Annotated in this window: 31 protein-coding genes; 25 read left to right on the top strand and 6 right to left on the bottom strand. The window is 32.7% G+C overall.

Features of this window, described 5'->3' with window-relative positions:
- Positions 1–331 precede the first annotated feature (331 nt).
- The 4 genes from BN3326_RS14440 (at position 332) to BN3326_RS14425 (ending at position 3,017) form a co-directional block, all read left to right on the top strand.
- The gene (locus BN3326_RS14440; protein ID WP_069999957.1) at positions 332–748 is read left to right on the top strand and encodes a cytidine deaminase family protein; all 417 of its coding nucleotides are present in this window, start codon (positions 332–334) and stop codon (positions 746–748) included.
- A 160-nt stretch (positions 749–908) separates the two neighbouring features.
- Entirely contained in the window at positions 909–1,622 is a 714-nt protein-coding gene (locus tag BN3326_RS14435) for a methyltransferase (protein WP_069999956.1), read from the top strand.
- A gap of 175 nt (positions 1,623–1,797) precedes the next feature.
- A complete protein-coding gene (locus BN3326_RS14430; protein WP_069999955.1) occupies positions 1,798–2,613 on the top strand; it encodes a VanW family protein in 816 nt (271 codons plus the stop codon).
- 182 nt (positions 2,614–2,795) lie between these two features.
- Entirely contained in the window at positions 2,796–3,017 is a 222-nt protein-coding gene (locus tag BN3326_RS14425; RefSeq protein ID WP_069999954.1) for a hypothetical protein, read from the top strand.
- A 217-nt stretch (positions 3,018–3,234) separates the two neighbouring features.
- Here the strand turns inward: BN3326_RS14425 and BN3326_RS14420 are convergent, their stop codons facing one another.
- Positions 3,235–3,588, bottom strand: coding sequence for a BlaI/MecI/CopY family transcriptional regulator (locus BN3326_RS14420; RefSeq protein WP_069999953.1), 354 nt, complete (start codon positions 3,586–3,588; stop codon positions 3,235–3,237).
- 390 nt (positions 3,589–3,978) lie between these two features.
- Here BN3326_RS14420 and BN3326_RS14415 point away from each other — a divergent pair, with 390 nt between their 5' ends.
- The 11 genes from BN3326_RS14415 to BN3326_RS22055 all read left to right on the top strand — a co-directional run bounded on the left by BN3326_RS14415 (position 3,979) and on the right by BN3326_RS22055 (position 11,296).
- Positions 3,979–4,800 carry a hypothetical protein gene (locus BN3326_RS14415; RefSeq protein ID WP_207646351.1) on the top strand — a complete coding sequence of 274 codons (822 nt, stop codon included), beginning with the start codon at positions 3,979–3,981 and terminating at the stop codon, positions 4,798–4,800.
- Between the two features lie 111 nt (positions 4,801–4,911).
- Complete coding sequence (locus BN3326_RS14410) at positions 4,912–5,352, top strand: hypothetical protein (RefSeq protein ID WP_069999951.1); 441 nt, start codon at positions 4,912–4,914, stop codon at positions 5,350–5,352.
- Positions 5,353–5,942: 590 nt separating this feature from the next.
- Complete coding sequence (locus BN3326_RS14405) at positions 5,943–6,257, top strand: hypothetical protein (RefSeq protein ID WP_069999950.1); 315 nt, start codon at positions 5,943–5,945, stop codon at positions 6,255–6,257.
- A gap of 292 nt (positions 6,258–6,549) precedes the next feature.
- Entirely contained in the window at positions 6,550–6,996 is a 447-nt protein-coding gene (locus BN3326_RS14400; RefSeq protein WP_069999949.1) for a hypothetical protein, read from the top strand.
- Between the two features lie 250 nt (positions 6,997–7,246).
- Entirely contained in the window at positions 7,247–7,411 is a 165-nt protein-coding gene (locus tag BN3326_RS22790) for a DUF6273 domain-containing protein (RefSeq protein ID WP_334292627.1), read from the top strand.
- 283 nt (positions 7,412–7,694) lie between these two features.
- Positions 7,695–8,330 (top strand): GNAT family N-acetyltransferase, encoded by a 636-nt coding sequence (locus tag BN3326_RS14395; protein WP_171903846.1) that lies wholly within the window; start codon positions 7,695–7,697, stop codon positions 8,328–8,330.
- 296 nt (positions 8,331–8,626) lie between these two features.
- Complete coding sequence (locus tag BN3326_RS14390; RefSeq protein ID WP_069999947.1) at positions 8,627–9,247, top strand: hypothetical protein; 621 nt, start codon at positions 8,627–8,629, stop codon at positions 9,245–9,247.
- Between the two features lie 41 nt (positions 9,248–9,288).
- On the top strand, positions 9,289–9,486 hold the full coding sequence (locus tag BN3326_RS14385; RefSeq protein ID WP_069999946.1) for a hypothetical protein: 198 nt from the start codon (positions 9,289–9,291) through the stop codon (positions 9,484–9,486).
- 115 nt (positions 9,487–9,601) lie between these two features.
- Positions 9,602–10,138 carry an immunoglobulin-like domain-containing protein gene (locus BN3326_RS14380; RefSeq protein WP_069999945.1) on the top strand — a complete coding sequence of 179 codons (537 nt, stop codon included), beginning with the start codon at positions 9,602–9,604 and terminating at the stop codon, positions 10,136–10,138.
- 36 nt (positions 10,139–10,174) lie between these two features.
- Positions 10,175–10,882 carry a DUF5131 family protein gene (locus BN3326_RS14375; protein WP_069999944.1) on the top strand — a complete coding sequence of 236 codons (708 nt, stop codon included), beginning with the start codon at positions 10,175–10,177 and terminating at the stop codon, positions 10,880–10,882.
- A gap of 246 nt (positions 10,883–11,128) precedes the next feature.
- On the top strand, positions 11,129–11,296 hold the full coding sequence (locus tag BN3326_RS22055) for a hypothetical protein (RefSeq protein ID WP_171903842.1): 168 nt from the start codon (positions 11,129–11,131) through the stop codon (positions 11,294–11,296).
- Between the two features lie 89 nt (positions 11,297–11,385).
- Here BN3326_RS22055 and BN3326_RS14370 read toward each other — a convergent pair whose 3' ends face one another.
- Complete coding sequence (locus BN3326_RS14370) at positions 11,386–11,739, bottom strand: hypothetical protein (protein WP_069999943.1); 354 nt, start codon at positions 11,737–11,739, stop codon at positions 11,386–11,388.
- A gap of 289 nt (positions 11,740–12,028) precedes the next feature.
- Here BN3326_RS14370 and BN3326_RS14365 point away from each other — a divergent pair, with 289 nt between their 5' ends.
- The 6 genes from BN3326_RS14365 to BN3326_RS14340 all read left to right on the top strand — a co-directional run bounded on the left by BN3326_RS14365 (position 12,029) and on the right by BN3326_RS14340 (position 15,663).
- A complete protein-coding gene (locus BN3326_RS14365) occupies positions 12,029–12,613 on the top strand; it encodes a LysE family translocator (RefSeq protein ID WP_242876007.1) in 585 nt (194 codons plus the stop codon).
- Position 12,614: 1 nt separating this feature from the next.
- A complete protein-coding gene (locus tag BN3326_RS14360) occupies positions 12,615–13,100 on the top strand; it encodes a hypothetical protein (RefSeq protein ID WP_069999941.1) in 486 nt (161 codons plus the stop codon).
- A 34-nt stretch (positions 13,101–13,134) separates the two neighbouring features.
- Positions 13,135–13,836: an MBL fold metallo-hydrolase gene (locus BN3326_RS14355; protein ID WP_069999940.1), complete on the top strand. Its 702-nt coding sequence runs from the start codon at positions 13,135–13,137 to the stop codon at positions 13,834–13,836.
- 80 nt (positions 13,837–13,916) lie between these two features.
- Complete coding sequence (locus BN3326_RS14350) at positions 13,917–14,219, top strand: carboxymuconolactone decarboxylase family protein (RefSeq protein ID WP_069999939.1); 303 nt, start codon at positions 13,917–13,919, stop codon at positions 14,217–14,219.
- A complete protein-coding gene (locus BN3326_RS14345) occupies positions 14,216–14,866 on the top strand; it encodes an HAD family hydrolase (protein WP_069999938.1) in 651 nt (216 codons plus the stop codon). Before BN3326_RS14350 ends, BN3326_RS14345 begins: the two co-directional genes overlap by 4 nt.
- 107 nt (positions 14,867–14,973) lie before the next feature.
- Positions 14,974–15,663, top strand: coding sequence for a DUF6199 family natural product biosynthesis protein (locus tag BN3326_RS14340; RefSeq protein WP_069999937.1), 690 nt, complete (start codon positions 14,974–14,976; stop codon positions 15,661–15,663).
- A gap of 128 nt (positions 15,664–15,791) precedes the next feature.
- Here the strand turns inward: BN3326_RS14340 and argC are convergent, their stop codons facing one another.
- The 4 genes from argC to BN3326_RS14320 all read right to left on the bottom strand — a co-directional run bounded on the left by argC (position 15,792) and on the right by BN3326_RS14320 (position 20,058).
- Positions 15,792–16,829, bottom strand: coding sequence for an N-acetyl-gamma-glutamyl-phosphate reductase (gene argC / locus BN3326_RS14335; protein WP_069999936.1), 1,038 nt, complete (start codon positions 16,827–16,829; stop codon positions 15,792–15,794).
- Positions 16,823–17,911, bottom strand: coding sequence for an undecaprenyldiphospho-muramoylpentapeptide beta-N-acetylglucosaminyltransferase (murG, locus tag BN3326_RS14330; RefSeq protein WP_242876009.1), 1,089 nt, complete (start codon positions 17,909–17,911; stop codon positions 16,823–16,825). The genes argC and murG overlap by 7 nt, the downstream gene beginning before the upstream one ends.
- A gap of 5 nt (positions 17,912–17,916) precedes the next feature.
- Positions 17,917–18,894, bottom strand: a complete 978-nt coding sequence (gene mraY, locus BN3326_RS14325) for a phospho-N-acetylmuramoyl-pentapeptide-transferase (protein ID WP_069999934.1) — start codon at positions 18,892–18,894, stop codon at positions 17,917–17,919.
- A 180-nt stretch (positions 18,895–19,074) separates the two neighbouring features.
- Positions 19,075–20,058, bottom strand: a complete 984-nt coding sequence (locus tag BN3326_RS14320) for an aldo/keto reductase (RefSeq protein ID WP_069999933.1) — start codon at positions 20,056–20,058, stop codon at positions 19,075–19,077.
- 211 nt (positions 20,059–20,269) lie between these two features.
- Here BN3326_RS14320 and BN3326_RS14315 point away from each other — a divergent pair, with 211 nt between their 5' ends.
- The 4 genes from BN3326_RS14315 to BN3326_RS14300 all read left to right on the top strand — a co-directional run bounded on the left by BN3326_RS14315 (position 20,270) and on the right by BN3326_RS14300 (position 22,843).
- Positions 20,270–21,061, top strand: a complete 792-nt coding sequence (locus BN3326_RS14315) for a hypothetical protein (protein ID WP_069999932.1) — start codon at positions 20,270–20,272, stop codon at positions 21,059–21,061.
- 110 nt (positions 21,062–21,171) lie between these two features.
- Complete coding sequence (locus BN3326_RS14310; RefSeq protein WP_330389722.1) at positions 21,172–21,486, top strand: ribosomal maturation YjgA family protein; 315 nt, start codon at positions 21,172–21,174, stop codon at positions 21,484–21,486.
- 46 nt (positions 21,487–21,532) lie between these two features.
- Complete coding sequence (locus tag BN3326_RS14305) at positions 21,533–22,345, top strand: YdcF family protein (protein ID WP_069999930.1); 813 nt, start codon at positions 21,533–21,535, stop codon at positions 22,343–22,345.
- A 63-nt stretch (positions 22,346–22,408) separates the two neighbouring features.
- Positions 22,409–22,843, top strand: a complete 435-nt coding sequence (locus BN3326_RS14300) for a 2-thiouracil desulfurase family protein (protein WP_069999929.1) — start codon at positions 22,409–22,411, stop codon at positions 22,841–22,843.
- Position 22,844 lies beyond the last annotated feature (1 nt).

Below are 22,844 nucleotides of genomic sequence, written 5' to 3'. Positions count from 1 at the left end.
AGAATAGGAATAGCAGGTTCTTTTATAAAGAAGCTCTTAAGAAAAGCGTTGGAGAGCGATATCACTCCATCATCTAGCAATGCACTCAAGTTGGATTTGCCTGATTAGGGTAGCACCTTATTAGCAGTTAAGGCCAAAGCTCATTTCTCAGCCTAAGATAGAAGCTATCTAAGGCTGAGAAACGTCTTGAGTGCGAAACGTTAGGTGGTAAACCATATAGAACGTATGGCTACATGAGTGTACTTCTTTTAAAGATATTGGCGTATTAATAAAGAATAATAGTTTGATAAGGAACCAACATTATTTACATATTTAAGGAGAAAAAATAAAAATGGATATTTGGCAAGAATTATATGATAAAGCAAGGAAAGTTCAGAAATCAAGGACTATATCACCATTTATTGAAGCTGGCTGTGTTGCGAGTGCTATTTTAACCAAAAGTGGAAAGATTTATTTGGGAGTTTGTATTGATACAGCTTCAACTTTAGGAATGTGTGCTGAAAGAAATGCAATTGCAAATATGATAACAAATGGTGAGAGTCAGATAGATAAAGTAGTCGCTGTTATGGAAGACGGACGAGTGGGTTCTCCTTGTGGAGCCTGTAGAGAATATATGATGCAATTAGATAAGGAGAGTTCAGAAATAGAAATTCTTCTTGAACTAGAAACTAGAAAAACAATTAAATTGAAAGAGCTAATTCCTGATTGGTGGGGAGTGGATATTTTCAAAGCAAATAATAGCAATTAAATATAATATATGGTATTTTAGTCATATTTTGAATATTACTTAGGATTGATTTTTAAGGACTTAATTGTCAAATAGGATTTCTAGCTATGGCTGAGGAACGTCTTGAGTGCGGAGACGTTGGGTGAAAAACAACTAATTTAAGCATTGGGAGGGCTGTGCCATGAAACCAAATGAAGAACAATTATGGTATAAGGAAGCACGTTCATTAAAATATTTTCTACATCGTCAACTTTGGCAGTTGCTTACATTGTTAATATTAGTTCCTATCACATGGGCTTTTGCAGCTCCAGTTATGGGAGGTAATTCTTGGCTGGGTATTACGGATATTACTTGGTTTTGGTTAGCAATAGGGGTATCCATTATTCACCAGGTAGTAGTCTGGATTGTTTTTCGTTTACAGTTAGGTTGGGGTACTCTATCTAAAATATTTGGTGACTTCGATTTATTTGTTTGGGCTTTGCTTTTTTTACCTTTTCTGTTAGCTCGTGTTATTAGCCTTGTAGGCTTGGCCTATGTAAATTCAGGTACTCTTGTTCTTCCAGATAAATTAGCAATCACTCTTGCTTTCTTTTTGATAATCCCAGCTATTTATACTCTTTGGTCAGTAATTAGATACTTTGGATTGATTAGAGCATTAGGGGCTGATCATTTTCGAATTTCATATAGGAAAATGCCTTTAGTAAAGAAAGGAATTTTTAAGTGGAATAACAATTCTATGTATTCTTTTGCATTTCTTATGTTATGGGCTATTGCATTATTGTTAGGTTCTCAAGCAGCTTTAAGTGTAGCATTATTCCAACATGTTTATATCTGGGTACATTATTTTTGTACAGAAAAACCTGATATGGAGATTATTTATAGCATTAAAAATTGAAGGTACACTTAGATATTACTCCGCCTAAGATAAGAGCTATCTAAGGTTCAGAATATACCCTGTAGCGCTGGGGGATGTGGGGAATGCGGAGATATTATCGGAAATCAAGGGGGATACCGTATTTACTATTAATCTAACGGACATTCTCTTAAAAATTTTGGGGGATAAGTAGAATATGAAATCATTAAGACCAGTACAAAGAAGTGCGTCAAGAATTTATTTGGGCAAAAAATACTATCGTTTAAAACGCTATTTTGATTGGTACTTTAGCGAAAAAAAATATGCTCTAAAAAAAGAGAATTCTCTACTGCCTTACGTAATCTTTACCCATGAGACACCATTACTACGCCAGCTCAAAAATGTTGATATGTGGCTACAGCATAATAAAATTAAGAACTTAAAAGTCGCATCAAGTAGTTTGAATAAAATTCTTATAAAACCAGGCGAAACTTTTTCTTATTGGCGTTTGATTGGTAATACCACAAAAAGAAAAGGTTATGTAGATGGCATGATTCTATTTTATGGTAAGGTTACAATAGGGGTAGGTGGAGGGTTATGCCAATTATCGAATTTAATTTATTGGATGACTTTGCATTCTCCTCTATCCATTACTGAAAGATATCGACATAGTTACGATGTATTTCCTGACTCTAAAAGAAATCAACCTTTCGGAAGTGGTGCAACATGTGCATATAATTACCTTGATCTACAAATAAAAAATGAGACAAAAGTAAATTATCAGTTGGTCATTTACTTGACGGATACACATTTGGTCGGTGAATGGAGAGCAGACATATCACCAATAATGAAATACGAAGTCTATCAAAAGGAACATTGGATAACCCATGAGTTTTGGGGCGGATATGTACGACATAATAAAATTTATCGTAAAGTATATAATATAGAAAATGAACTTGTTGATGATGAATTTATAACCGAAAATCATGCTATTATGATGTACGAACCAATGTTAGCGGAACCAATTTCTTAAATTAAATGAAAAACGAACATTTTTATATATTGTGCTGGAGCAGGGCATCTTGAACATGAAGACGTTAAAAGCTGAGCCGTCTTGGCGTGTACGAAAAAACTTATAGTATTTCTTTGAAGTAGTAGGAAAATGTGAAACATAGATTATTTATATTTTCTATAGAAATTAGGGAGGATTAGATAATGAAAAATTTTCTTGGAACATTTGCAATAAGCCTTATACTGTGCTATATCTTTCTTTTTTTTGGAGGAGTACTTATTTTCGAGAGCTTCTGGGCAATTCTTGTTTTTGTTGCACTTATTATTGCCATTCTAATTACAGTATTTATACATCAAGAGACAAAAATTGAAGAATTAGAATCACGTATCAAAACACTTGAGTCTCAAAGCGCATCCAAAGAGTAGATCACATTTCCTATCAATGAGGAAATGAAGCAATTTGCTATAGAATTTTCAAATGGAAGAATAATTGCTGTATCTGATGAGATGCATTAAAAATATATAGAAGTGTCATGGACCTGGAATAATATTATTAAATAAGTATTATCTTAGGCGGTTCATATGGCACATCATTATTAGAATGCGTAGGAATCAAATTAAGGTTCTTTATATTTTGGGGAGATTACATCATGTCATTCTCATGCCCTTTTTTCTTTTCAAGTAAAATTCTTTGAAGGTTTTCTATTTCTTCGTCAGATAGGTTCTCCTTTTTCAGATAGTGTGAAAATAGCATTTCTACTGCGCCATCATATACTCTATTAAGGAAGGACTGACTTTCAGAACCGATGCACTCTTCTTCGGTCAGTATAGGGGCGTATAGATAGTTTCTGCCTGCTTTCGTATACCCTATAGCTTCTTTTTTTACCAGCCTATTTAAAAATGATTTTACTGTTTTGGAACTCCACTCTTTTTTGGGAACAAGATCTTCTATGATTTGCTCCGATGTAACAGGCGCCTTTTTCCATATGATTTTCATAATTTCCCTTTGAAATTGTATATGTAAAGCGGTACTTATCGTTTTCTCCACCTGTAAAATATATATCTACACTCTTCTCGCTATCTACCAGTCCCTTAAAAACGTTGATGCCCTCAAACTGGTAAGTGTCTGGGATGAAATCTGGTACTTTGAAATCAAAGTCTATAAAATCCATTGCCCTTTTGAGGCTATTAAAACTTTTGTCACTTCTATTTATCTGGAACTTTACATCTTCTAGTTGGCTATAATTGTTTGATAGTTATTCCTCCCTTATGAATTTCTAAATCTATTCTCCTTTTTCCTACAATATGGTATTATTATTGTAATATTTAAATTATTATTTTATTGTATGACTTTTATTAATTTAACGACTTTACTGCTTAACTTATAGTGATAGAATTAATAATTATTGGAGGAATAATAAGTATGCTACATCATTTAGCAGAACCATCAAGTATGGCATCAGCTATAGCCATAGCCCTGATAATAGTATTTTACAGTACCATCTTATCTTTAATAATTTTAAGTCCAGCTAAATATATATTTTCCAAAATTGAAAGGACTCAACACATTATGAGAAATATTGTTATATTAGTATCTACTGTAATTATTGTGATAATTTCTGGGTGTTCGAAATCTATTACTACTGAAGTGAAAATACCGAATGGATTAGTTATTGAGGATAGATTAGTTATTGAAAATGAGAAAAAGCTATCTGATTTAGAATATGCTGCAAAAGCTCAAGGCTTAGATGTGAAGGATATTTTAGTTAATAAAGATTTTTATGGTGGTAATGTTGGAGAGGTTGAATTTCATGGTGGCAAAGTGTTGCTTTGGAGCGTTGAAGCAAATCGGTTGAGGGTACGATGCAGCTTGAATATGGGAAATGGTGTTTGGCGTAGTACCAACGTTACATCTGATCTTGCAACAAATAATGAGTCTCCTTTTATTGCAACTGTTTCTATGGTTAATGATGTTGATGTAAACGAGCGTAAAGTCCCCTTATGGGCTTTTTATGGTATTGTGAATGATTCTGATATCCAACGTATTAGAGTTAATTTTATAGGTTTTCCAAGCATCGAGGCAAGAGTGGAAAATGGTATTTGGATGGTCATATATCAAGGAGTCATTGATCAATCGAATAGTATTGAATATGAAGCCATTGGTTCTGATTACCAAGTTTTACATACTGGTGAAGATAGTTTACATTAACTAGAAAAACTTATGCTTAATCTTATCTAATAAGGATATTATAAAATTAGTTGCTTTGGGCATGCATGTAGGAATTTTGAAGAAATTGAGATGATTTGGGAGATAATTATAATGAGAAGAAGGTATTTGTGGGTTTTAGTATTAATATTATTTATTACCTCAGGGTGTACAAAAGAGAAAATTGTAACATCAAGATTAGAGCCTCTCAACCCTGAAAAACTTAGCCACGAGCTAAGAACTTCTATTGATAGTTATATAAGAAGTAATGGAATATTTCAAATATATACAAGTAATGGACATCACTATTTATTTCTGAACGGAAGTACTATAACGGAAGGTGAAAAATTAATTTTTTTTGAGAATGTCAAAATAAACGATGACAAAAATATTGCAAATATATATTTTGATGAATTATATACCTCAGCGTATCAAGACAAGGAATTAGAGAATATGAAAATCTATGAAATTTTCTTGAATGATGCTATCGATACAATAAGTATATATAGAAATGGTCAGAAAACGTATTTTGATAATATCATTATCTCAAAGTAATAGATTATAAAATTATTGAGTAAGAATCTACATGAGCCATTCTGGTTTTTCTTATGTTGGATTTACTTTTTTACTGGTTCTGATTAATCCTAACCTGATCTGGACAAAAAAGCTGCCAGGCCTTTAGCTACCCTTAAAAACCTTCTATACTTTTTGTTTTTTGTATATCACATAAGTCTGCTCATTTAGGTGGAGGGATAACTTTCACTTCTCCGCCCTTTGGCTCCAAGTCGAATTGAAAGTTATCCCTCCACCTAAATTTTCAAATCTACTCTATTCTCCTCACTTCTACAATATGGTATATTATTGATATAATATTTTAAATTATTATATTATTTTTTACTTTATATTAATTTTCTACTGAACTTCTATTGCCTGTACAAGATCAGCTTTGAATTTTTTCTATAAGTTTTCTTATAGTACTACTATGTATAATTATAAGTTGAAAAACTGAATACCTCACTCATAAGTGTCAGGAGTCCCGTAGTTAGTTGACATCACAATGTCAGGGCAGGACTTTGAGGTCAGTTGTTTTGTTTAATGTTACTGAACATCAGATGAAAAATACGACTATTGTGTAGGAGGAAAATATGAGTTTATTCCAATTTTTAGCAAGTGATATATTATTAAAGGAAGTTAAAAATCCATATATAGAATTTATATCTATTACTGAGGCACTAAAACGAGACATAAAACTTAGTGATTTTATAATCAATGACAAAATAGATAGAGATAAAAAATTTATACTAATTTGTGATAAAAAAGAACACTTGGATGAAATGGAGATTAATCATGATATGTATTACTCTTCTGAATATGCAAAAGAATATTCAAGCAAACAATATTTTTCAGAGTTAAAATGGGGATATACAGAACTAAGGGCAAAAAACTTATTGATTATTTGAAAGAACAGTTAAAAACCTTAGATGAGGTTGAAATATGGAGCATCTGGTTAGGTGAACATAAATCAGTAAATGTTGAATTTATTAATATAAATGAATTAAATATAGCACACTTAGAATTTTTGGATGGTCATGAGACTCCGAAATGTCTTGTCATTAAGAAGTAGGTACGCTTTGTTGAGGTTATTTTGTTTCACCTTTTCGCTGGGAGACAGGCTTCGGCAATGCGAGACGTTAGATGATATTGCGTACTAGTAGCAAATTGCGTAGTATTAGTTAAATTAAGGGGGAAATCATGAAAATAAAAGATTGGTTAAAATATCTGCTTTATATTATACTAATACTTTTCATTATAACTATAAAAGTGTATGTCGGAAATCTGTCTATAGCATATTCAGAACAAGAACTTCGTGTTAACTATTGCTATATGGTGATTAGTGTGCTTATTCATGTATGTATTGGGGTGGTTTTGGGATTAGAGCATATAATTAAAGAAATAGGAAAAGAAGGAAAGTGGAAAATCAATTTACCTAAATTAATTTCAGTTGGAATGCCATCATTATATTTTGCTCTAACCTATATACGGATTTATAATGGTATTCAATTTTTACAAAATATAATAGTATATCCGGTAGTACAGTTTGCGAGATATGTTTCAGGTTCTGTGCCATTATTTCAAATAATACTTGGGTATGTGGTTATTACGAGTTTTTATAAATATAGTGAAATAATAGACTCGTAATGTTCTTCTATTATGCAATAAAATCGATTGAGTCATGGGTATTGATAATTTCCGTACACAACATTATCTAACAATGCACTCAAGTTCGCTTTGGCAGGTTAGGGGGATTCCTTTTTAAAAGTTGAAGCCAAAGCACATTTCTAAGCCTAAGATAAGAGCTATCTGGGGCTGAGAAAGTCTTGAGTGCGAGGACGTTCTCTGAAACTACACGCAATAGTCGCGACATCCTGTCGCGGATTACAAAAGTGGGATATGGTGGTGGTGGCTTCGGTCGTCTGGGCGCGTTAATATAAAGGCCGTATATGTCCACGGTGACGGTAATATAAGTATCCAAGGAAACAATATATTGAAAGGCAATCTCAGCCAAGGCATGTGTAAAGGCGGTATTCGCCCTGCTTTGTGGCTGAAGCTGTAATATAATTGGCCATATTATAATGTCGAAAAATTTAGAGGAGGAGTTAAAGATGAGCAGATACGAAGAAGGAAAAATAAGGTAAAGAATTAAACGATATCTAAATGAGCATTCTCCTTAGTACACTTTATTAGCATAAGGTGTACTTGACAAATTCCAATTTATCGAGATGAATGTAATAGATGTTTTAACGTTAGTTATGGTACATCTTAATATATTTTATGAAGTGAAGGATAATAAACAGAATATTGAACTATAAATTATAGGAGGTTTATAAATGAACAAAATGGTTAAGATTAGGAATGAAAAAGAAACAGATTATGAGAGAGTAGAAGAAATCACGAGAAAATCTTTTTGGAATTTATATATTCCGGGGTGCAATGAACACTATTTAGTTCATGTTATGCGATCTCACAAGGACTTTGTACCGGCGTTAGATTTAGTGATTGAAGTTGATAATCAGATCATCGGGAATATAATGTACACAAAAGCAAAACTGGTTGATGAGTCTGGGGAAGAAAAAGAAATCCTTACCTTCGGTCCGGTTTGCATTATTCCGGAATACCAAAGAATGGGTTACGGTAAAATGCTTATAGAGCATTCTTTTGAACAGGCTGTTTCACTTGGTTATGATGTGATTGTAATATTTGGAAACCCTAGCAATTATGTAAGCCTTGGCTTTAAAAGCTGTAAAAAGTACAATATCTGTCTTGAAAATGAAACATTCCCAGCAGCAATGATGGCAAAAGAACTGAAGCCGGAGGCTTTGGACGGGAGAAAATGGGTTTATTATGACAGCCCTGTGATGAAGATAGACGAACAAGAAGCCAAGCGCTTTGATGAGAGCCTAGAAAAAATGGAAAAGAAATTTCAGCCAAGTCAGGAAGAATTTTATATTCACAGCCATTCTATTATACAGTGAAATGTCTTTAATGGTATAAAGATAAACTATAGCTTCTAATTTTTAAATTAAATTATGAGCATAACTAAAGTCAGATAAGGCAAGTCGGCTTCCCATTATGTTTATAATCCAAAGTTGTAGGTGCTGGTGTATTTTTTAATATAGATTGTTCTCAATATTTTGTAGCTAAAAAACTGAGAAGTTTGCGTGATGGCTATAGAAAGAATATAGAAGCCAATAAAGGTGAGATATAAAATATAAATGATGATTATATTTTATAGTAATCATCATTTATATTTTATTTGGAGGAATTATAGATGCGGAAATTTTTTTCGGTAGTTTTAATTGTTGTTATGGTAATAGCATTAGCTGGCTGTTTAGGAAACAAAGATACCTCTACTTTGCTGAATAAAGAAGGTATTGCTCCTTTTAAATTAACTGAAAGAGAATCATACTTATTACAATCCTTTGGAATGGAGAATAATTCCCAAATTATTACTTTTAATGCGCCCAAAGAAGCCATCACTATAGAAGCTAACGTTTATCGTTTGAATGATCGTGATGATTGGGAAAGTATTGGTGGAGGTGCTATGTCTTTAGGGAATGAGAGGATTCCTGTTGATAAATTAACAGGAACATTTACAACATTACTGAATGAAAATTATACTATTGATTTTCATATTAATTGCAGTGGCAGAGGATCATATACAACAAATGACATAGATGTTGCTAGTGAATATATGGTATCCTCCAAAACTTTTTTGAGAGAGTTTCAGGATATTGAAATAAACAAAGAAATACCTGTTGCTATCATGGTATATGACAGTGGTCCTCGTATGCAGAGCTACTCATTGCAAGATTATTTTGAACCCTCAAGATTTGATCAAATGGACTTAGTTCAAGTTGTAACATTAACTTTTACCGATAAAGATTTCTAAAACACTTGATTAACTCCCCAAATAATAAAGGAAGTGAAATGATGAATCAAAGAGATAAAGAAGAACAACGCAAAATAGATGAATATAAAAAAAATCCGCTGATTAATTTCTCGGACTCAATAAATCGTTCCATGACGGGTGACTTAGGTGCATTGACTAAAGGAGGTTGCCTTCATAAGATTATCATTACAGGTATAATTACCGCACTACTATTTTTTCTTTCTCGATGTTCTAATTAAGCTAAATCATAATCATAGTAGAATATTGTGATGTAAAAGCGAAAAAATTATGGTTTACACCGTTTAGGGAACCTTTACATATTTTTGGAGTCTAACAAGTAGAAGGAGTGATTCTATGAAAAAGTATTTTTGTCTACTTGTTTGTATGGTTATAAATTTAATACTATTATCAGGATGTGGAAATTATGGTAATAGCAATTTGGCAAAAGAACCAGAACACATTAGAAAGACAGCTGATTTAATCCCATCTGCTGAAACAACTGACTGGAAGCCTACAACATATGATACTGTCAATAACTTTCCTGATGTTACTATGACTGTAAAGGAAGAAATGGCATCTTCTACTGGACTAATTGTAGTATTTGAGAATAAATCAGACAATCAATGTATTTACGGTGAACACTTTTTGTTGGAAAAGAAAATTAATGAAAGATGGTATCAGGTTCCTGTTGTTATAGATGGTAATTATGGCTTTAATGATATTGGCTATGACTTGGCTTCTGGTGACACTAGAGAATGGACAGTAGATTGGAACTGGCTCTATGGAAGTCTGAATACCGGGGAATACCGTATAGTCAAAGATATACTGAATTTTAGAGATACAGGGGATTATGATATGTACTATTTAGCAGCAGCATTTATAATTGATTAACTGGTAGGATAAATCTATATTTTAGGTGGTATTATTATGGCAATGTGGAGTCCGTGGCGTGGCTGTCATAAATATAGCGAAGGATGTAAATACTGCTATATTCATAAAGGTGATGCTAAAAGAGGAGTAGATACAAGTACTATTATAAAAACAGATAATTTTAATGCACCTGTTGCAAAGAATAAAAAAGGTGACTATAAAATTAAATCAGGTCAGACTGTTTACCTATGCTTTTCTACAGATTTTCTTATTGAAGAAGCTGACAAGTGGCGAAACGAATGTTGGGAAATGATAAAAGAACGCTCAGACTTGAACTTTATTTTCCTCACAAAGAGAATTGAAAGGTTTTTACACTGTATTCCAAATGACTGGAATGATGGCTATGACAATGTGACTGTTGGCTGCACTATTGAAAATCAAGACAGAGCGGACTTTAGACTCTCTATGTTTTCTGCCTTTCCAATAAAACATAGAAATATAATTTGCCAGCCCCTCATTGAAGAGATAAATATCAAAAAATATTTGGATAATGTTGAATTGGTTATAGTTGGTGGTGAATCTGATAGAAATGCAAGACCGCTGAATTACGATTGGGTTTTATCTATCCGAGAGCAGTGCATAACTAAAGGAACTCGTTTTGAGTTTAGACAATGTGGAACTCACTTTATAAAAGAAGGTAAGACATATACACTTAATGTCAGAGAGTTATGTAGTCAAGCAAGAAAAGCAAATATTGATTGTTAATTACTAATTTAATGAAGGGATATAGCACTTGAGCATAATGTAAAGTTATGTTAATTCACTATTGTTTTTTATTTCTCGATGTTCTAATTAAGTTAAATCCTAATCATAACAGGATATTGTGCAATATAGTTATTGCCAGTCAATAATTTGCTTCTTGAGGTCTATATTTAATATATGGATGAAAATGACAATAAGTTTGGATACATATTTTTTGAATTTCATAGAATAAAATAAGGGGGATTTAATATGACGGGTGTTGCAATTTTTTCTGTAATAAACTTAATCATAATCTTATTGTTTATCGCTATAGGTAGTTATAGCTTTGTTCTTTTTGTTAAGCTTATGAGAAGAGGAATAAAGGCCTTAGACATTTATATTAGCAAGAATAGTGAAGAAGAAATTAATCTTCATTAAAATTCAAAAATCCCTAAGCTACATTTTTTCTTGTACCTTAGGGATTTTATTTAATTAAGTTATAAGTATTCACGTTTTATTTACCTTCCTTAAATGTGATAAGCATTTTTGGTCTTTACTAAGTTTATAAGTTTTACTTTATCCTCTACTTCACTATCTGATCTAATTGGATTAACTATTATTGTACTTTTCATCACTGCCATTGCAACTGCAACTGCGCTATCCTGATGTGTTGTTTTTTTGACTGACTTATATTTTTCTTCATCATTAATTTCATTTCTGCCATAGGGCTTTAAACTACTCGCTTCGCTTACCTTTTTAATCTTGCCTCTTTCCTCCTGCAAAGCATTTTGAAAAGAACCTTCGTTGACAGAAGTATTTTTAACCACTGCCCGATCCACTATATACCCGGAATTAACAATACTTGATATGATATTCATCATAGTCTTCGCCTCCTTCAACACCACTCGCTTTACGTCACATTAATCACCACTTTTATCACGCTTCCTTCTTTAGTTTATATATATTATATATCGGCATTTATTATGAAAAATTTAACATAAATGAAATTCTATTTCTTTTTATTCTATTTAAAGTATGGTATATTATTCATATAAAATTTAGAATATTTGTGATAACTTATCTTAACGATAGTTAAAAGATAAAAATGTAGCTATTTAATGGTATAACTCTAGAGGTGACTATATGCTCATAAAAGGTCTTAAATTTGGGATGTTGCTACAATTATCAATTGGTCCCATGTGTTTGATGGTTTTTAATACATCTGGTACCTACGGAATATTAATGGGGTTAGTTTTAGTTTGTGCAATCTCACTGGTTGATGCTACATATATTGCATTAGCAGGATGTGGAGTGGCTGCTGTTTTAAAGAATACCAGAATACAGCAATTTATTAAAATATTTGGGTGTCTTATTCTTACGTTATTTGGATTTAATATCATAATAAATGTTTTTAATTATTCTATTCTCCCAAGTATACAGTTGTTCTCTAATATGAGTGCAAAAAACATTTTCTTTTATGGCATTCTCCTTACTGCTTCAAATCCTCTTACCGTTATCTTTTGGAGTGGCGTATTCTCAGCAGAAGCTATTGATAAAAAAATGGATAAATATCAACTTATTTTATTTGGGATAGGTTGCATCCTAGCCACAGTTATTTTTCTTAGTGGAATTGCCCTTGCAGGTAGTGTTATAAATACTTTCTTATCACAATTGTTATTAGATATCTTAAACGTAATAGTTGGCCTCGTTATGATTGGCTTTGGCTTGAAATTAGTATTAAAAAAGGGGGTGTAGCATGCAGAAAAAACTCTGGAGAATTATGATTATTTCTATTGTTACAGGGATTATTCTATCTATTATTTCTTACATATACATTTTCAGCACCGTAAAAGTTACATCTGAATTCACTTTTGAAATGGAAACCATGATAACAACATTAGAGGCCATATCGTCTCTCATATTATTTGTGATTACAGGTATTTTCTGCTTTAAGGATATGACGCGAAAGGAAACTGCAAAATCTGCAGCAGTTGTAAGTATTTATTATATTACTGTATTCGCCTTGGAGCAGTTATTTCAAACTATGGGCCTCAACCCTCTTATGATGTTTGTGGATTTAGTTCTCTTTGTTCCTTTAAAAATATACTCAAGCGCCTTTGGCGTTTTAATACAACTATCAGACTTAAATGCTTATCTATGTATTATCCCGACCTTTTTTCTTCCTTTTCTCTATGTGCTGTTTTCAAAAAGAAATCACGAAAGGCAATATGGACAGGATTAATTAGGTATTTTATATTAAAGAAGGGAGTTCTTTAATGAATCAATCTTTTTATTGTTTGGACCTAGGTATCACTAAATGCTATTTACTAGCATGCGCTGATGGCTACTTATTGATCGATACTGGCTATTCCAGTGACTATCATAAATTTGTTAAAATAATGAATAAGCTGGGCATAGTCCTTTCTAAAATCAAGTATCTTTTATTAACTCATCATCATGATGATCATGCAGGATTTGCAGCACACCTTGTTAAAGCAGCTGGGTGCAGGCTAATAGTACATAAAAATGCTGTAGTTCCTTTAAAAAATGGCGTCTCTCTAGATTCTATGTCTCCAGTAAATAAACGTATTAAATTTGTTTTCTCTGCCTTTCTTTTATTTCATAAAAATTTTGAGTATCCATCTGTAGATCTCTCTAATAGCGATGTTATTATCTCTGATGATCAATCAGAGATTCTTAGACAAATAGGTATCAATGGCAAAATCATCTATACACCTGGCCATACTGATGATTCTATATCTGTTGTTCTTGATAATGGTAACGCCTTCGTTGGTGATGCTGCTATGAACTTTTTACAGTGGTGCGGTATTAAGTACAGACCTATATATATAGACAATATCGAAGAAGTCTATAAGAGTTGGAATAGATTAAAAGAATATGGGGCAAAAAAAATATATCCTGCCCATGGCAAACCTTTTCTTATTAATAAACTATTTACCTCTCAAACTTTAGACTAATTTTTGTCCTATAAGGTAATGAATATATTGTAGCATCGTATTACTATTATAAAACCACTAATTAAAAGGAGATTAAAACAATGAATAAAAATCCATTAGAAATCATTCAAAAAAACGATGAAGAGTTATTTAATACTATAACAGCATCAAGAGCGCTGGCTTTTAAAGAAAGTACGCTTCCCTTAAAAGAAAAACTGCTGATTGCATTGGCTCTAGACGCATCACACGGAGCTGTTGATGGTGTCAAAACCTTAGCTAAACGCGCAATAGAAGCCGGTGCTTCAAAGGAAGAAATTATGGATACGCTTCGTGTCACATACTTTATTTCTGGCGTTGGAAGCATTTATACAGCTGCTAGAGCATTAGAGGAGTTATTTTCATGATAGGGGCTGTCATATTTGACATGGATGGGGTTATTATTGATAGTGAGCCTATTCACTTTGAAGTGGATGAAGCCACTATGAACGACTCTGGTGTTACAATTACAAAAGAAGAGCTAGATAAATATGTGGGCATGACAAGCCCTGAAATGTGGGCTGAGCTTAAAGTCCCCTATGATTTAAAGCAAACAGTCGAAGCTATTCTTGATAGTCAATTAAAGGCTAAAATAGAACGTATAAATACTATGACTATAGCGCCTATTGAAGGGATTACTGAACTATTGCACACTTTGGCTGTGCATAATATTCAAATAGCGTTAGCTTCTTCATCTGCCATGCCTTTTATTAAGGCCGTACTGACAAAATTTAATATCCTAGATTACTTTTCAGTTATTGTAAGCGGAGAGGAAGTGCCACAAGGCAAACCCGCTCCTGATATCTATATTAAAACAGCTGAATTACTTCATTTAAAGAGTGATCAGTGTGTAGTCATTGAGGATTCTAAAAATGGTACGCTGGCTGCTAAATCTGCCGGGATGAAGTGCATAGGTTTTTGCAACCCAAATTCCGGCAATCAAGACTTATCAAAAGCTGACATAACAGTTGATTCAATAAAAGATATCAATCTCGCATATCTAAATGCCCTTTAATTATAAGAAAATGTTTTAAGCATCTGACTTAAAGTACTCTATCGCTATTTGGTATCGCATAAAGTATAACTTATAATGAAGTATAGGACTTTGAAAAGAGGTATAGAATGAAACTTATCAATAAGTACATAGAAAAGTATGGCGGCTTAAAGGTTTTTTTAATTATGCTGCTTGGTTTAATAACACTTAATATTATCATTGCAAGTATCACTGATATTAATCAAAAAACTTTTGTTATAGATGGTTTACGTTTTAAGTATGATAGTGTAAATAGTGGGACATGGTATTTTAGAGACGAAAATGGTGTTGTTTTAAAAGCTTATAATAATGACGGTAGAAGAAACTTAACTATTTTTAGCGGAACACTTATTTTTGAATATAAAGACAAAGTAATTCGTCAAGTTAATGATCTATCGAGTATGACCGCTAAAACTTATGTGAATGAACAATTACTTTATGAGAAAGAGCTCCTTTCAATATCTGTAAGTGGTAGCTATCCCCCAGAAGAATCCAATAAAATTGATGAAGTATTCGAGACTAAACTTATTCGAGAGGTTATTGCTGCCGTTGATTATATGTCGGAAGTTGGTATAGTTAATTTAATACTTTACTCTTGCTTCCTAATTTTTTTGGGAACCTCTCAAGTAGCTTTTCCAAGAGGCTATTGGCATCTAAAATATTTTTTAGTTGTTGAGGGTGGTGAGCCCAGTGAATTTTTTATATTCATGACACAACTGACCGGACTTTTAGTCATTGCAGTTGGACTATTAATACCAATATTTTCAACTTTCTACTAATACTTTTAATAGATAATAAATACCCCGTTCGGACAGTTATTACCTCTGACTTTGTAGATGCTCATTGATTAGTACAAATCGAAGGAATTGCAGTTATTAAATAAGAATATCAGACAGATGAAGCTTGATTATATGCAGATTGGTATATAGTCAAGTCCCATGTTTTGAGGATAGCCAAACATAATATTCATGTTCTGTACTGCTTGTCCAGCTGCACCTTTAATTAAATTATCTATTGCAGCAACTACAATAAGCTTATTAGTTTCTTCGTTAACTTCAAAATTTATGTGGCACATATTAGAATTTTTTACCCATTTCGTTTCTACATAGATTCCCTGATCTAAGACCTCAATGAATGGTTTTGTTTTATAATATTCATTATATATTTCTTTTATGGTTTGATGACTCACTTTACTTTTTAATTCTAAATACGCTGTTATAAGCATTCCTCTTTGCATGGGTACTATATGTGGTGTAAAGGTCAATGATACACTTTCATCAGTAAAATATTCAATCCCCTTTTTGGCTTCAAAACTATGGGGATGATTATTAATTTTATAAGCTTTTGTTGATTCATTAGCCTCTGCAAAATGCGTCCCAACTGTCAATGTTCTTCCACCGCCTGATAAACCACATTTGCCATCTACTATTATATCCGTTTCAATCATATTTTCTTTGATTAAAGGTAATAATGCCAATTGAATGGCCGTTGCATAACATCCAGGACTTGCTACATAGCTGCTCTCTTTTATACGTTCTTCATTCCATTCGCTCAACCCATATGTAAACTTATTTACAAGTTCTATTGATTTATGTTCTTTATGATAATACGCCTTATAGGTTTCCTTATCCATAAATCTATAGTCTACACCAATATCAATTATCTTTACTTTTTGCATCATATCGTAAGTTAACTTTTCCATTAAAACGCCATAGGGAAGAGCAGAAAATAATAGGTCTATGTCATCCGTCAAGCTATCCCACTCTACCTGTTTACATAGTTCCTCATTAAATCCTACAAAGTTTCTATATACAAATTTATATTGTTTTTCTTTATAAGTATCTGATATTATTTTTTTTATTGTAACCTCTTTATGATGATGAAGAAGCCTTATTAATTCTTGCCCTGAATAGCCTGTTGCACCTAATATTCCTACGTTTAACACCCGTCTCTCCTCATTTCATCCCATATTATTTCTACTATTTTTTCTTTTGAGTGATTACTCTTAATCAACTCATAGTTCTTCTTCATTACCTTTAAAGTCTCATCATTAGTAATGATTTTATTGATTTTTTCATATAACATATTTGCATCCGTATTCTTCTCTTCTAGTATCTCAGCGGCCCCGGCATTTTTTAGTTCTAAAGCATTAATATGCTGATGATTATCTGTAGCTTTTGCAAAGGGGACAAGTATTGCAGGAATAGCAAATGCTTTGATTTCTTCAATAGTCATCGCACCTGCTCTGCAAATCATCAAATCTGTTATTTTTAAGATTTCACTCATATTATTAATATAAGGCATTACTTTCACTTTATTATGTTCTTTATTAAGCCCCTCCATAATACCGCTATAATTATTCTTACCTGTAGCCCATATGATTTGATAGTTTAGCTCTCTATGATTAATGATATCCATGAGGCATTCGTTAATTTTTTTTGAGCCACAACTTCCACCTATTACTGTCACTACCTTTTCTTCTTTGTTTAAGTTTTGTTCCTTGAAAATTTGTTCTATTTTCTTATGGCTATTTACTATTCTTAAGGGAATCCCTACAACTTCAATGTTAGATTGATTTTTTAAATAATTTAAAGTTATTTTAGAGTTAATAAATACTTTTCTTGCTTTATTAGAAAACAACCTGGTTACAAAACCAGGCATACTATTACTCTCTATTAAGAAAACAGGTATCTCCTTTTTTGTAGCAAAATAGGTAATATGAAAGGTTGGATAAGCCCCTGTGCTTATAACAAGATCTGGCTTGAACTTACTTATAATTTTCTTTGCTTGAAAGAATGCAATGAAATTACATATTCCTGACTTTATGTTACTTAGTGATAAACTTCTTTTTATCCCCCTAGATTTTATACATTCTATAGGTATACCTTCATTTTTCATAATGTCTTTTTCTAAGCCATAATCAGAACCAACAAATAAATAGTCTATATGCTTATGGCTTTTTCTAAATGCTTCATATAAGGCTATAGCTGGGTAAATATGACCTCCCGTTCCACCACATGTAAACATAATTTTCAAAACAAAATCCCTCCTACCCCTATATAGCTTATTATGCAAAAAACTCCTGTTATTAGCCAAAAGGTATAGACTATCTCTGTTTCCTTCCAACCACATTTCTCTAGATGATGATGATAAGGTGCTATTTTGAAAACTTTCTTTCCTGTTAGTTTTATTGATGCAAGTTGTATAATAACCGTTAGCATTTCCCATAAGCAAACAATAAGTACAAGCATGCTCCATACAGGAATATTTAACGCGATCATAAAAATAGCAATTGCTCCCCCTAGAAACAGCGCGCCCGTATCTCCAATAAATATTTTTGCTGGATATTTATTATATATTAACGAGCCTAAACATGTTCCTAATATAATCATGGCACTATATAAAACGTCGTTTTTTCCAGATTGCCATGCAACTACACTAATAAATATTAATATTATCGATGATATGCCCAGTGCTAAACCATCAAGTCCATCTGTAATATTGACACTATTCGTTGTTACAACTAAAAGTAGTATCATCATTAATGAATAAACTATTATATGGAGCTTGAAATTATTATTGATAAACGGAATAGCTATAGTTGTAATTATTTCATTTGAATAAATCAAATAGATAACAGTTAGAATACTTATCAGGGTTAACCCTACTAATTTTAGTCTTGCCGTAACGCCGTCTTTCACCTTCTTAACTTTTATATAATCGTCGATAAACCCTAATGCACCATATAGAATAATAAAAAGATTAATCCAAAGGATTTCTTTATTGATTAAGTAATAAGCAACACTCATAATGAGTAATACACCATTCATCACTACGCCGCCCATAGTTAACGTATTTTGCTTGTTTTTATGGAGTTCTTTAATACATGACTTTTTTATAGTATCAATCTTGTCTTCTCTTTTTAAAAATTGAGAATTTCTTAATAAAACTATAAAGTATTTCATTCCTATAGCTGTACACAATAGACTTATTATAAAATAAAAAAACATATCTCTCCTCCATAATTTAAAAATATATTCTGAAAATATTATATCATATAAAATATTCGTTTAAAATACACCTAGGCATAAACATGCCCTATAAATAAACTGAATAAAACCCCTGAAATTAAATTTCAAGGGGTTTATTCTTGGTGAGGCATCATAATGCCCTGCTACACCTCTTATGCTCTACCACAGATGATGTATATCTTCTTTAATATATTCTTCATAAATAGCCTTTACTTGTTTCATTTGTTCATCCGTTAGATCAGGAAGCTTTTCTACTTCAACATTCGTATTTACCTGTGCCGTTCTGCTTGCTCCTGGAATGACTGTTGTCACTTCATCAAACATCAAAATCCACTTAAGTGCATAAAGTGCAATCTGATCTGTTTTAAAAATTTCTTTAAGTTTGTTAACTGCCATAAGACCTTTTTCATACTCTACACCAGAAAAAGTCTCGCCTTTACTAAATCTTTCACCATTGCGGTTATAGAAGCGATGATCTCCACTATTAAAAGTAGAATTTTCATCGAACTTTCCTGTAAGCAAGCCACTTGCTAAAGGTACACGGGCTATGATCCCTACGTCTTCTTTTTGAGCCCTTTCAAATAGCACTTCAGCTGGGCGCTGACGAAACATATTAAATATAATCTGAATAGAAGCTACCCCCTTATAATCCATTGCCTTAAGTCCTTCTTCTATGCGTTCAACGCTGACACCATAATTCAATATTTTGCCTTCTTGTTTTAAGCAATCAAGAATATAAAATACTTCTGGATTGTGAAAAACTTCCGTAGGTGGACAATGTAGTTGCAAAAGATCTAATTTTTCTACGTCTAGGTTCTTCAAGCTATCTTCTGCAAATCTGCGTATATTGGCTTCATTATACCCTGAAGTAGCATGAGGATCTAATCTTCTGCCACACTTTGTAGCAACATAGATATTGTCCTTATGTGCTTTAATAAACTCACCAATAGCCTTCTCACTTTTTCCACCATTATAGACATCCGCAGTATCTATAAAATTTATGCCCTTTTCATAAGCAGCTTCCAAAATATTTCTCGCTTCTTTTTCATCAAATGGATCACCCCAGCGCCCTCCCAATTGCCATGTTCCTAATGCTACTTCTGAAATATTAAATTCAGTTTTGCCAAGCCTTCTATTTTTCATTTCGACTCCTCCTAAAAGTTTAATTTTTCAATACAATCTATAGTATAAACTATGCTATAATAAAAATATTAAATACCTACATGCATACATTTATAAATGTAGCATGTATCTAGAAATACTGCAATTTTAAGTGAAAGTGCCTTAAATGAATTCATTATAGTTAAAGTTATGTTTTATAAATTATCCCTATATTAAAAGGAGGTTTTTATCAATGAACAATGCTAACCTAATAACTAAACAATATTTATTATCTCCTGCTGCAGGCAAAAGATTAATTGCTAAAGCATTATTATCTAGTGCTTCTATTGCTGATGCTTTAGAAAATAGGACTATTGTTATTGTTGCCGGTACAACAAATGCTTATGTAGCTGAGGAGTTCTTAAGTAAAATTGGACAGGCTTCTGATTTTTCTATGAAAAACTTTTTTAGAGGCATTACTTTACCCCCAGTCAAAACACCCGCTAATGCTAGTAGCTCTCCAAGCGATCAAAATCAATTTTTAGGCGATGTAGTTATCGTAAAAGGTAAATGGGATAAAGGAAAAACTATATTTGACGTGGCTGACAGTTTACAACAAGGCGATATTATTATAAAAGGTGCAAATGCAGTCAATGTAGAATCTCAGCAAGCTGCAATATATATAGGGCACCCCACCGGAGGAACGATTAGTGCTGCACTTCAAGCAGTAATTGGAAAAAGAGTTGAATTATATTTACCTGTAGGACTAGAAAAACGCATTTCAGGAGATATCCATAAAATAGCTCGCAAACTCAATTCTCCTAATGCATCTGGGCCAAGATACATGCCTGTCTCAGGAAATATTATCACTGAATTAGATGCTGTACGTTTATTAACTGGGGCATACCCTGAACTTGTAGCTTGCGGCGGCGTATGCGGAGCTGAAGGAAGCTGTTGGATTGCCGCTACGGGAACAGCTGAACAATTAGAACATTTAGATGGTCTAATGCCTTTACTAAAAAATGAACCTAATTTTAGTTTATAAAACTAAGATTTACAAGAATAAGTACTATGTATAAACGTAATAGAATATTATATATGCTTTTAACTATTTTTGTAATATTTCTAGGCCTTGCTTCAAGGAAATTTTCTGCTATGCTTCCAGATTTATTGAATACCTATCTGGGTGATGCTTTATGGGCGCTTATGATCTTTCTTGGTTTTGCTTTTGTATTTAAAAAAATGAAGACAATGTCTATAGCTCTCTTTGGAGTATTGTTTTGCTATCTTATCGAAGCAAGTCAACTCTACCATGCGCCATGGATTGATGCGCTTAGACAGACAACACTGGGCGGACTTATATTAGGATATGGGTTTCTATGGAGTGACCTATTCGCCTATCTTATAGGTATTATAGTAGGTATATCCATCGATTTATATATTAAGAAGTTTTTCTTAATAACTTCTTAATATATAAACTTCTATTACAGCCATTAAATTTTTGAAAGAGGTTATAATGTGTACTCAAACCAGCTTTAATAATGAGCAAGTAAAAAGTCTTAATCAGATCTCAAGATTTTTGGCCCTTAGAGATTTACCTGCGTTAAATAAGGAAGAGCTCTCCAAAAAATACAACTTAGAGTTCGCTGATGTATTAATCCTTTTAGGAAGCAGCCTTATTTATACAGTTGATCTTGCTGCAAATGCTTTTAAAGAAGGTCTCGTAAAAAAAATACTGGTAGTTGGCGGTATCGGCCACTCTACTCAGTATTTGTATGATAATATTCGTAAGCATTCCAAATATAATAAAATAGAAATTAATAATAGATCTGAGGCTGATATTTATAGTGATATACTTGTTAAGTTTCATCATATTCCGCCTGATGCTATTCTCATAGAAAATTTATCTACAAATTGTGGCTCTAATGCAAAAAATGCGTACTTACTTTTTAAAGAATACGGCATTAAGGCTCATACCTTTATACTTATGCAGGATCCTACTATGCAGCTCAGAACCTATGCCTCCTTCCTAAAAGAATGGCAGACTGAAGATGTACTATTTATCAACTATGCGCCCATAGTTCCTCTTTTATCACTTAAAGATAATAAGCCACTTATTAATGGCATGATAGAAGAAGCTTGGTCCACTGAAAGATTTATTTCATTACTTATGGGAGAGATCCCACGACTACAGGATAATGCGCTTGGATACGGTCCTAAAGGTAAAGGTTATATCGTTCACATAGACCTGCCTGATAATATTCTATCCTCTTATCAAGCCTTATTAAGTAATCAGTTGCATAACTCTAGATCCATTGAATCACAATAGCCTTATATCCACTAATACGATTGAGATACCTAGTATTCACTATCCATTTCAAAGGAGGGTTTTATGTATTTAGTAAGTGCTTGTTTAGTTGGTGTAAAATGTAGATATGACGGTAAGAATGTATCAGATACTGCTTTAGAAGAACTCTTTCAAAGTGGCCAAGCTATTCCTGTATGTCCTGAACTGCTAGGTGGTTTAAGCTGTCCACGAGAATGCTCTGAAATCATTCAAACAGATAAGGCTGCGTATAAAGTAGCCAGTAAAACTAATAAAGACGTAACTGCTGGCTTTAAACTAGGCGCAAAAAAAACTTTAGAAATATGTCAGTCACTAGATATTACCACAGCTATACTTAAATCTAAAAGCCCTTCGTGTGGATATGGCTATATATATGATGGAACTTTCAGTGGTAATATGATAGAAGGTAACGGCTTAACTGCTGAACTTTTATCACAAAATAATATAAAAGTTCTCAATGAACTTAATTGGAACTCCTAAT

The organism is Cellulosilyticum sp. I15G10I2, from assembly GCF_900095725.1.
Taxonomy (GTDB): Bacteria; Bacillota; Clostridia; order Lachnospirales; family Cellulosilyticaceae; genus FMMP01.
Note: the sequence above shows the minus strand (reverse complement) of the source record. Positions and strands in the feature narration are given on the sequence as shown.

What these genes read in the sequence shown, in the direction of transcription:
- BN3326_RS14440 (WP_069999957.1), top strand. Translation starts at nt 332, where the DNA reads ATGGATATTTGGCAAGAATTATATGATAAAGCAAGGAAAGTTCAGAAA.
- BN3326_RS14435 (WP_069999956.1), top strand. Translation starts at nt 909, where the DNA reads ATGAAACCAAATGAAGAACAATTATGGTATAAGGAAGCACGTTCATTA.
- BN3326_RS14430 (WP_069999955.1), top strand. Translation starts at nt 1,798, where the DNA reads ATGAAATCATTAAGACCAGTACAAAGAAGTGCGTCAAGAATTTATTTG.
- BN3326_RS14425 (WP_069999954.1), top strand. Translation starts at nt 2,796, where the DNA reads ATGAAAAATTTTCTTGGAACATTTGCAATAAGCCTTATACTGTGCTAT.
- BN3326_RS14420 (WP_069999953.1), bottom strand. Translation starts at nt 3,588, where the DNA reads ATGAAAATCATATGGAAAAAGGCGCCTGTTACATCGGAGCAAATCATA.
- BN3326_RS14410 (WP_069999951.1), top strand. Translation starts at nt 4,912, where the DNA reads ATGAGAAGAAGGTATTTGTGGGTTTTAGTATTAATATTATTTATTACC.
- BN3326_RS14405 (WP_069999950.1), top strand. Translation starts at nt 5,943, where the DNA reads ATGAGTTTATTCCAATTTTTAGCAAGTGATATATTATTAAAGGAAGTT.
- BN3326_RS14400 (WP_069999949.1), top strand. Translation starts at nt 6,550, where the DNA reads ATGAAAATAAAAGATTGGTTAAAATATCTGCTTTATATTATACTAATA.
- BN3326_RS14395 (WP_171903846.1), top strand. Translation starts at nt 7,695, where the DNA reads ATGGTTAAGATTAGGAATGAAAAAGAAACAGATTATGAGAGAGTAGAA.
- BN3326_RS14390 (WP_069999947.1), top strand. Translation starts at nt 8,627, where the DNA reads ATGCGGAAATTTTTTTCGGTAGTTTTAATTGTTGTTATGGTAATAGCA.
- BN3326_RS14385 (WP_069999946.1), top strand. Translation starts at nt 9,289, where the DNA reads ATGAATCAAAGAGATAAAGAAGAACAACGCAAAATAGATGAATATAAA.
- BN3326_RS14380 (WP_069999945.1), top strand. Translation starts at nt 9,602, where the DNA reads ATGAAAAAGTATTTTTGTCTACTTGTTTGTATGGTTATAAATTTAATA.
- BN3326_RS14375 (WP_069999944.1), top strand. Translation starts at nt 10,175, where the DNA reads ATGGCAATGTGGAGTCCGTGGCGTGGCTGTCATAAATATAGCGAAGGA.
- BN3326_RS22055 (WP_171903842.1), top strand. Translation starts at nt 11,129, where the DNA reads ATGACGGGTGTTGCAATTTTTTCTGTAATAAACTTAATCATAATCTTA.
- BN3326_RS14370 (WP_069999943.1), bottom strand. Translation starts at nt 11,739, where the DNA reads ATGATGAATATCATATCAAGTATTGTTAATTCCGGGTATATAGTGGAT.
- BN3326_RS14365 (WP_242876007.1), top strand. Translation starts at nt 12,029, where the DNA reads ATGTTGCTACAATTATCAATTGGTCCCATGTGTTTGATGGTTTTTAAT.
- BN3326_RS14360 (WP_069999941.1), top strand. Translation starts at nt 12,615, where the DNA reads ATGCAGAAAAAACTCTGGAGAATTATGATTATTTCTATTGTTACAGGG.
- BN3326_RS14355 (WP_069999940.1), top strand. Translation starts at nt 13,135, where the DNA reads ATGAATCAATCTTTTTATTGTTTGGACCTAGGTATCACTAAATGCTAT.
- BN3326_RS14350 (WP_069999939.1), top strand. Translation starts at nt 13,917, where the DNA reads ATGAATAAAAATCCATTAGAAATCATTCAAAAAAACGATGAAGAGTTA.
- BN3326_RS14345 (WP_069999938.1), top strand. Translation starts at nt 14,216, where the DNA reads ATGATAGGGGCTGTCATATTTGACATGGATGGGGTTATTATTGATAGT.
- BN3326_RS14340 (WP_069999937.1), top strand. Translation starts at nt 14,974, where the DNA reads ATGAAACTTATCAATAAGTACATAGAAAAGTATGGCGGCTTAAAGGTT.
- murG (WP_242876009.1), bottom strand. Translation starts at nt 17,911, where the DNA reads ATGTTTACATGTGGTGGAACGGGAGGTCATATTTACCCAGCTATAGCC.
- mraY (WP_069999934.1), bottom strand. Translation starts at nt 18,894, where the DNA reads ATGTTTTTTTATTTTATAATAAGTCTATTGTGTACAGCTATAGGAATG.
- BN3326_RS14320 (WP_069999933.1), bottom strand. Translation starts at nt 20,058, where the DNA reads ATGAAAAATAGAAGGCTTGGCAAAACTGAATTTAATATTTCAGAAGTA.
- BN3326_RS14315 (WP_069999932.1), top strand. Translation starts at nt 20,270, where the DNA reads ATGAACAATGCTAACCTAATAACTAAACAATATTTATTATCTCCTGCT.
- BN3326_RS14310 (WP_330389722.1), top strand. Translation starts at nt 21,172, where the DNA reads ATGCTTCCAGATTTATTGAATACCTATCTGGGTGATGCTTTATGGGCG.
- BN3326_RS14305 (WP_069999930.1), top strand. Translation starts at nt 21,533, where the DNA reads ATGTGTACTCAAACCAGCTTTAATAATGAGCAAGTAAAAAGTCTTAAT.
- BN3326_RS14300 (WP_069999929.1), top strand. Translation starts at nt 22,409, where the DNA reads ATGTATTTAGTAAGTGCTTGTTTAGTTGGTGTAAAATGTAGATATGAC.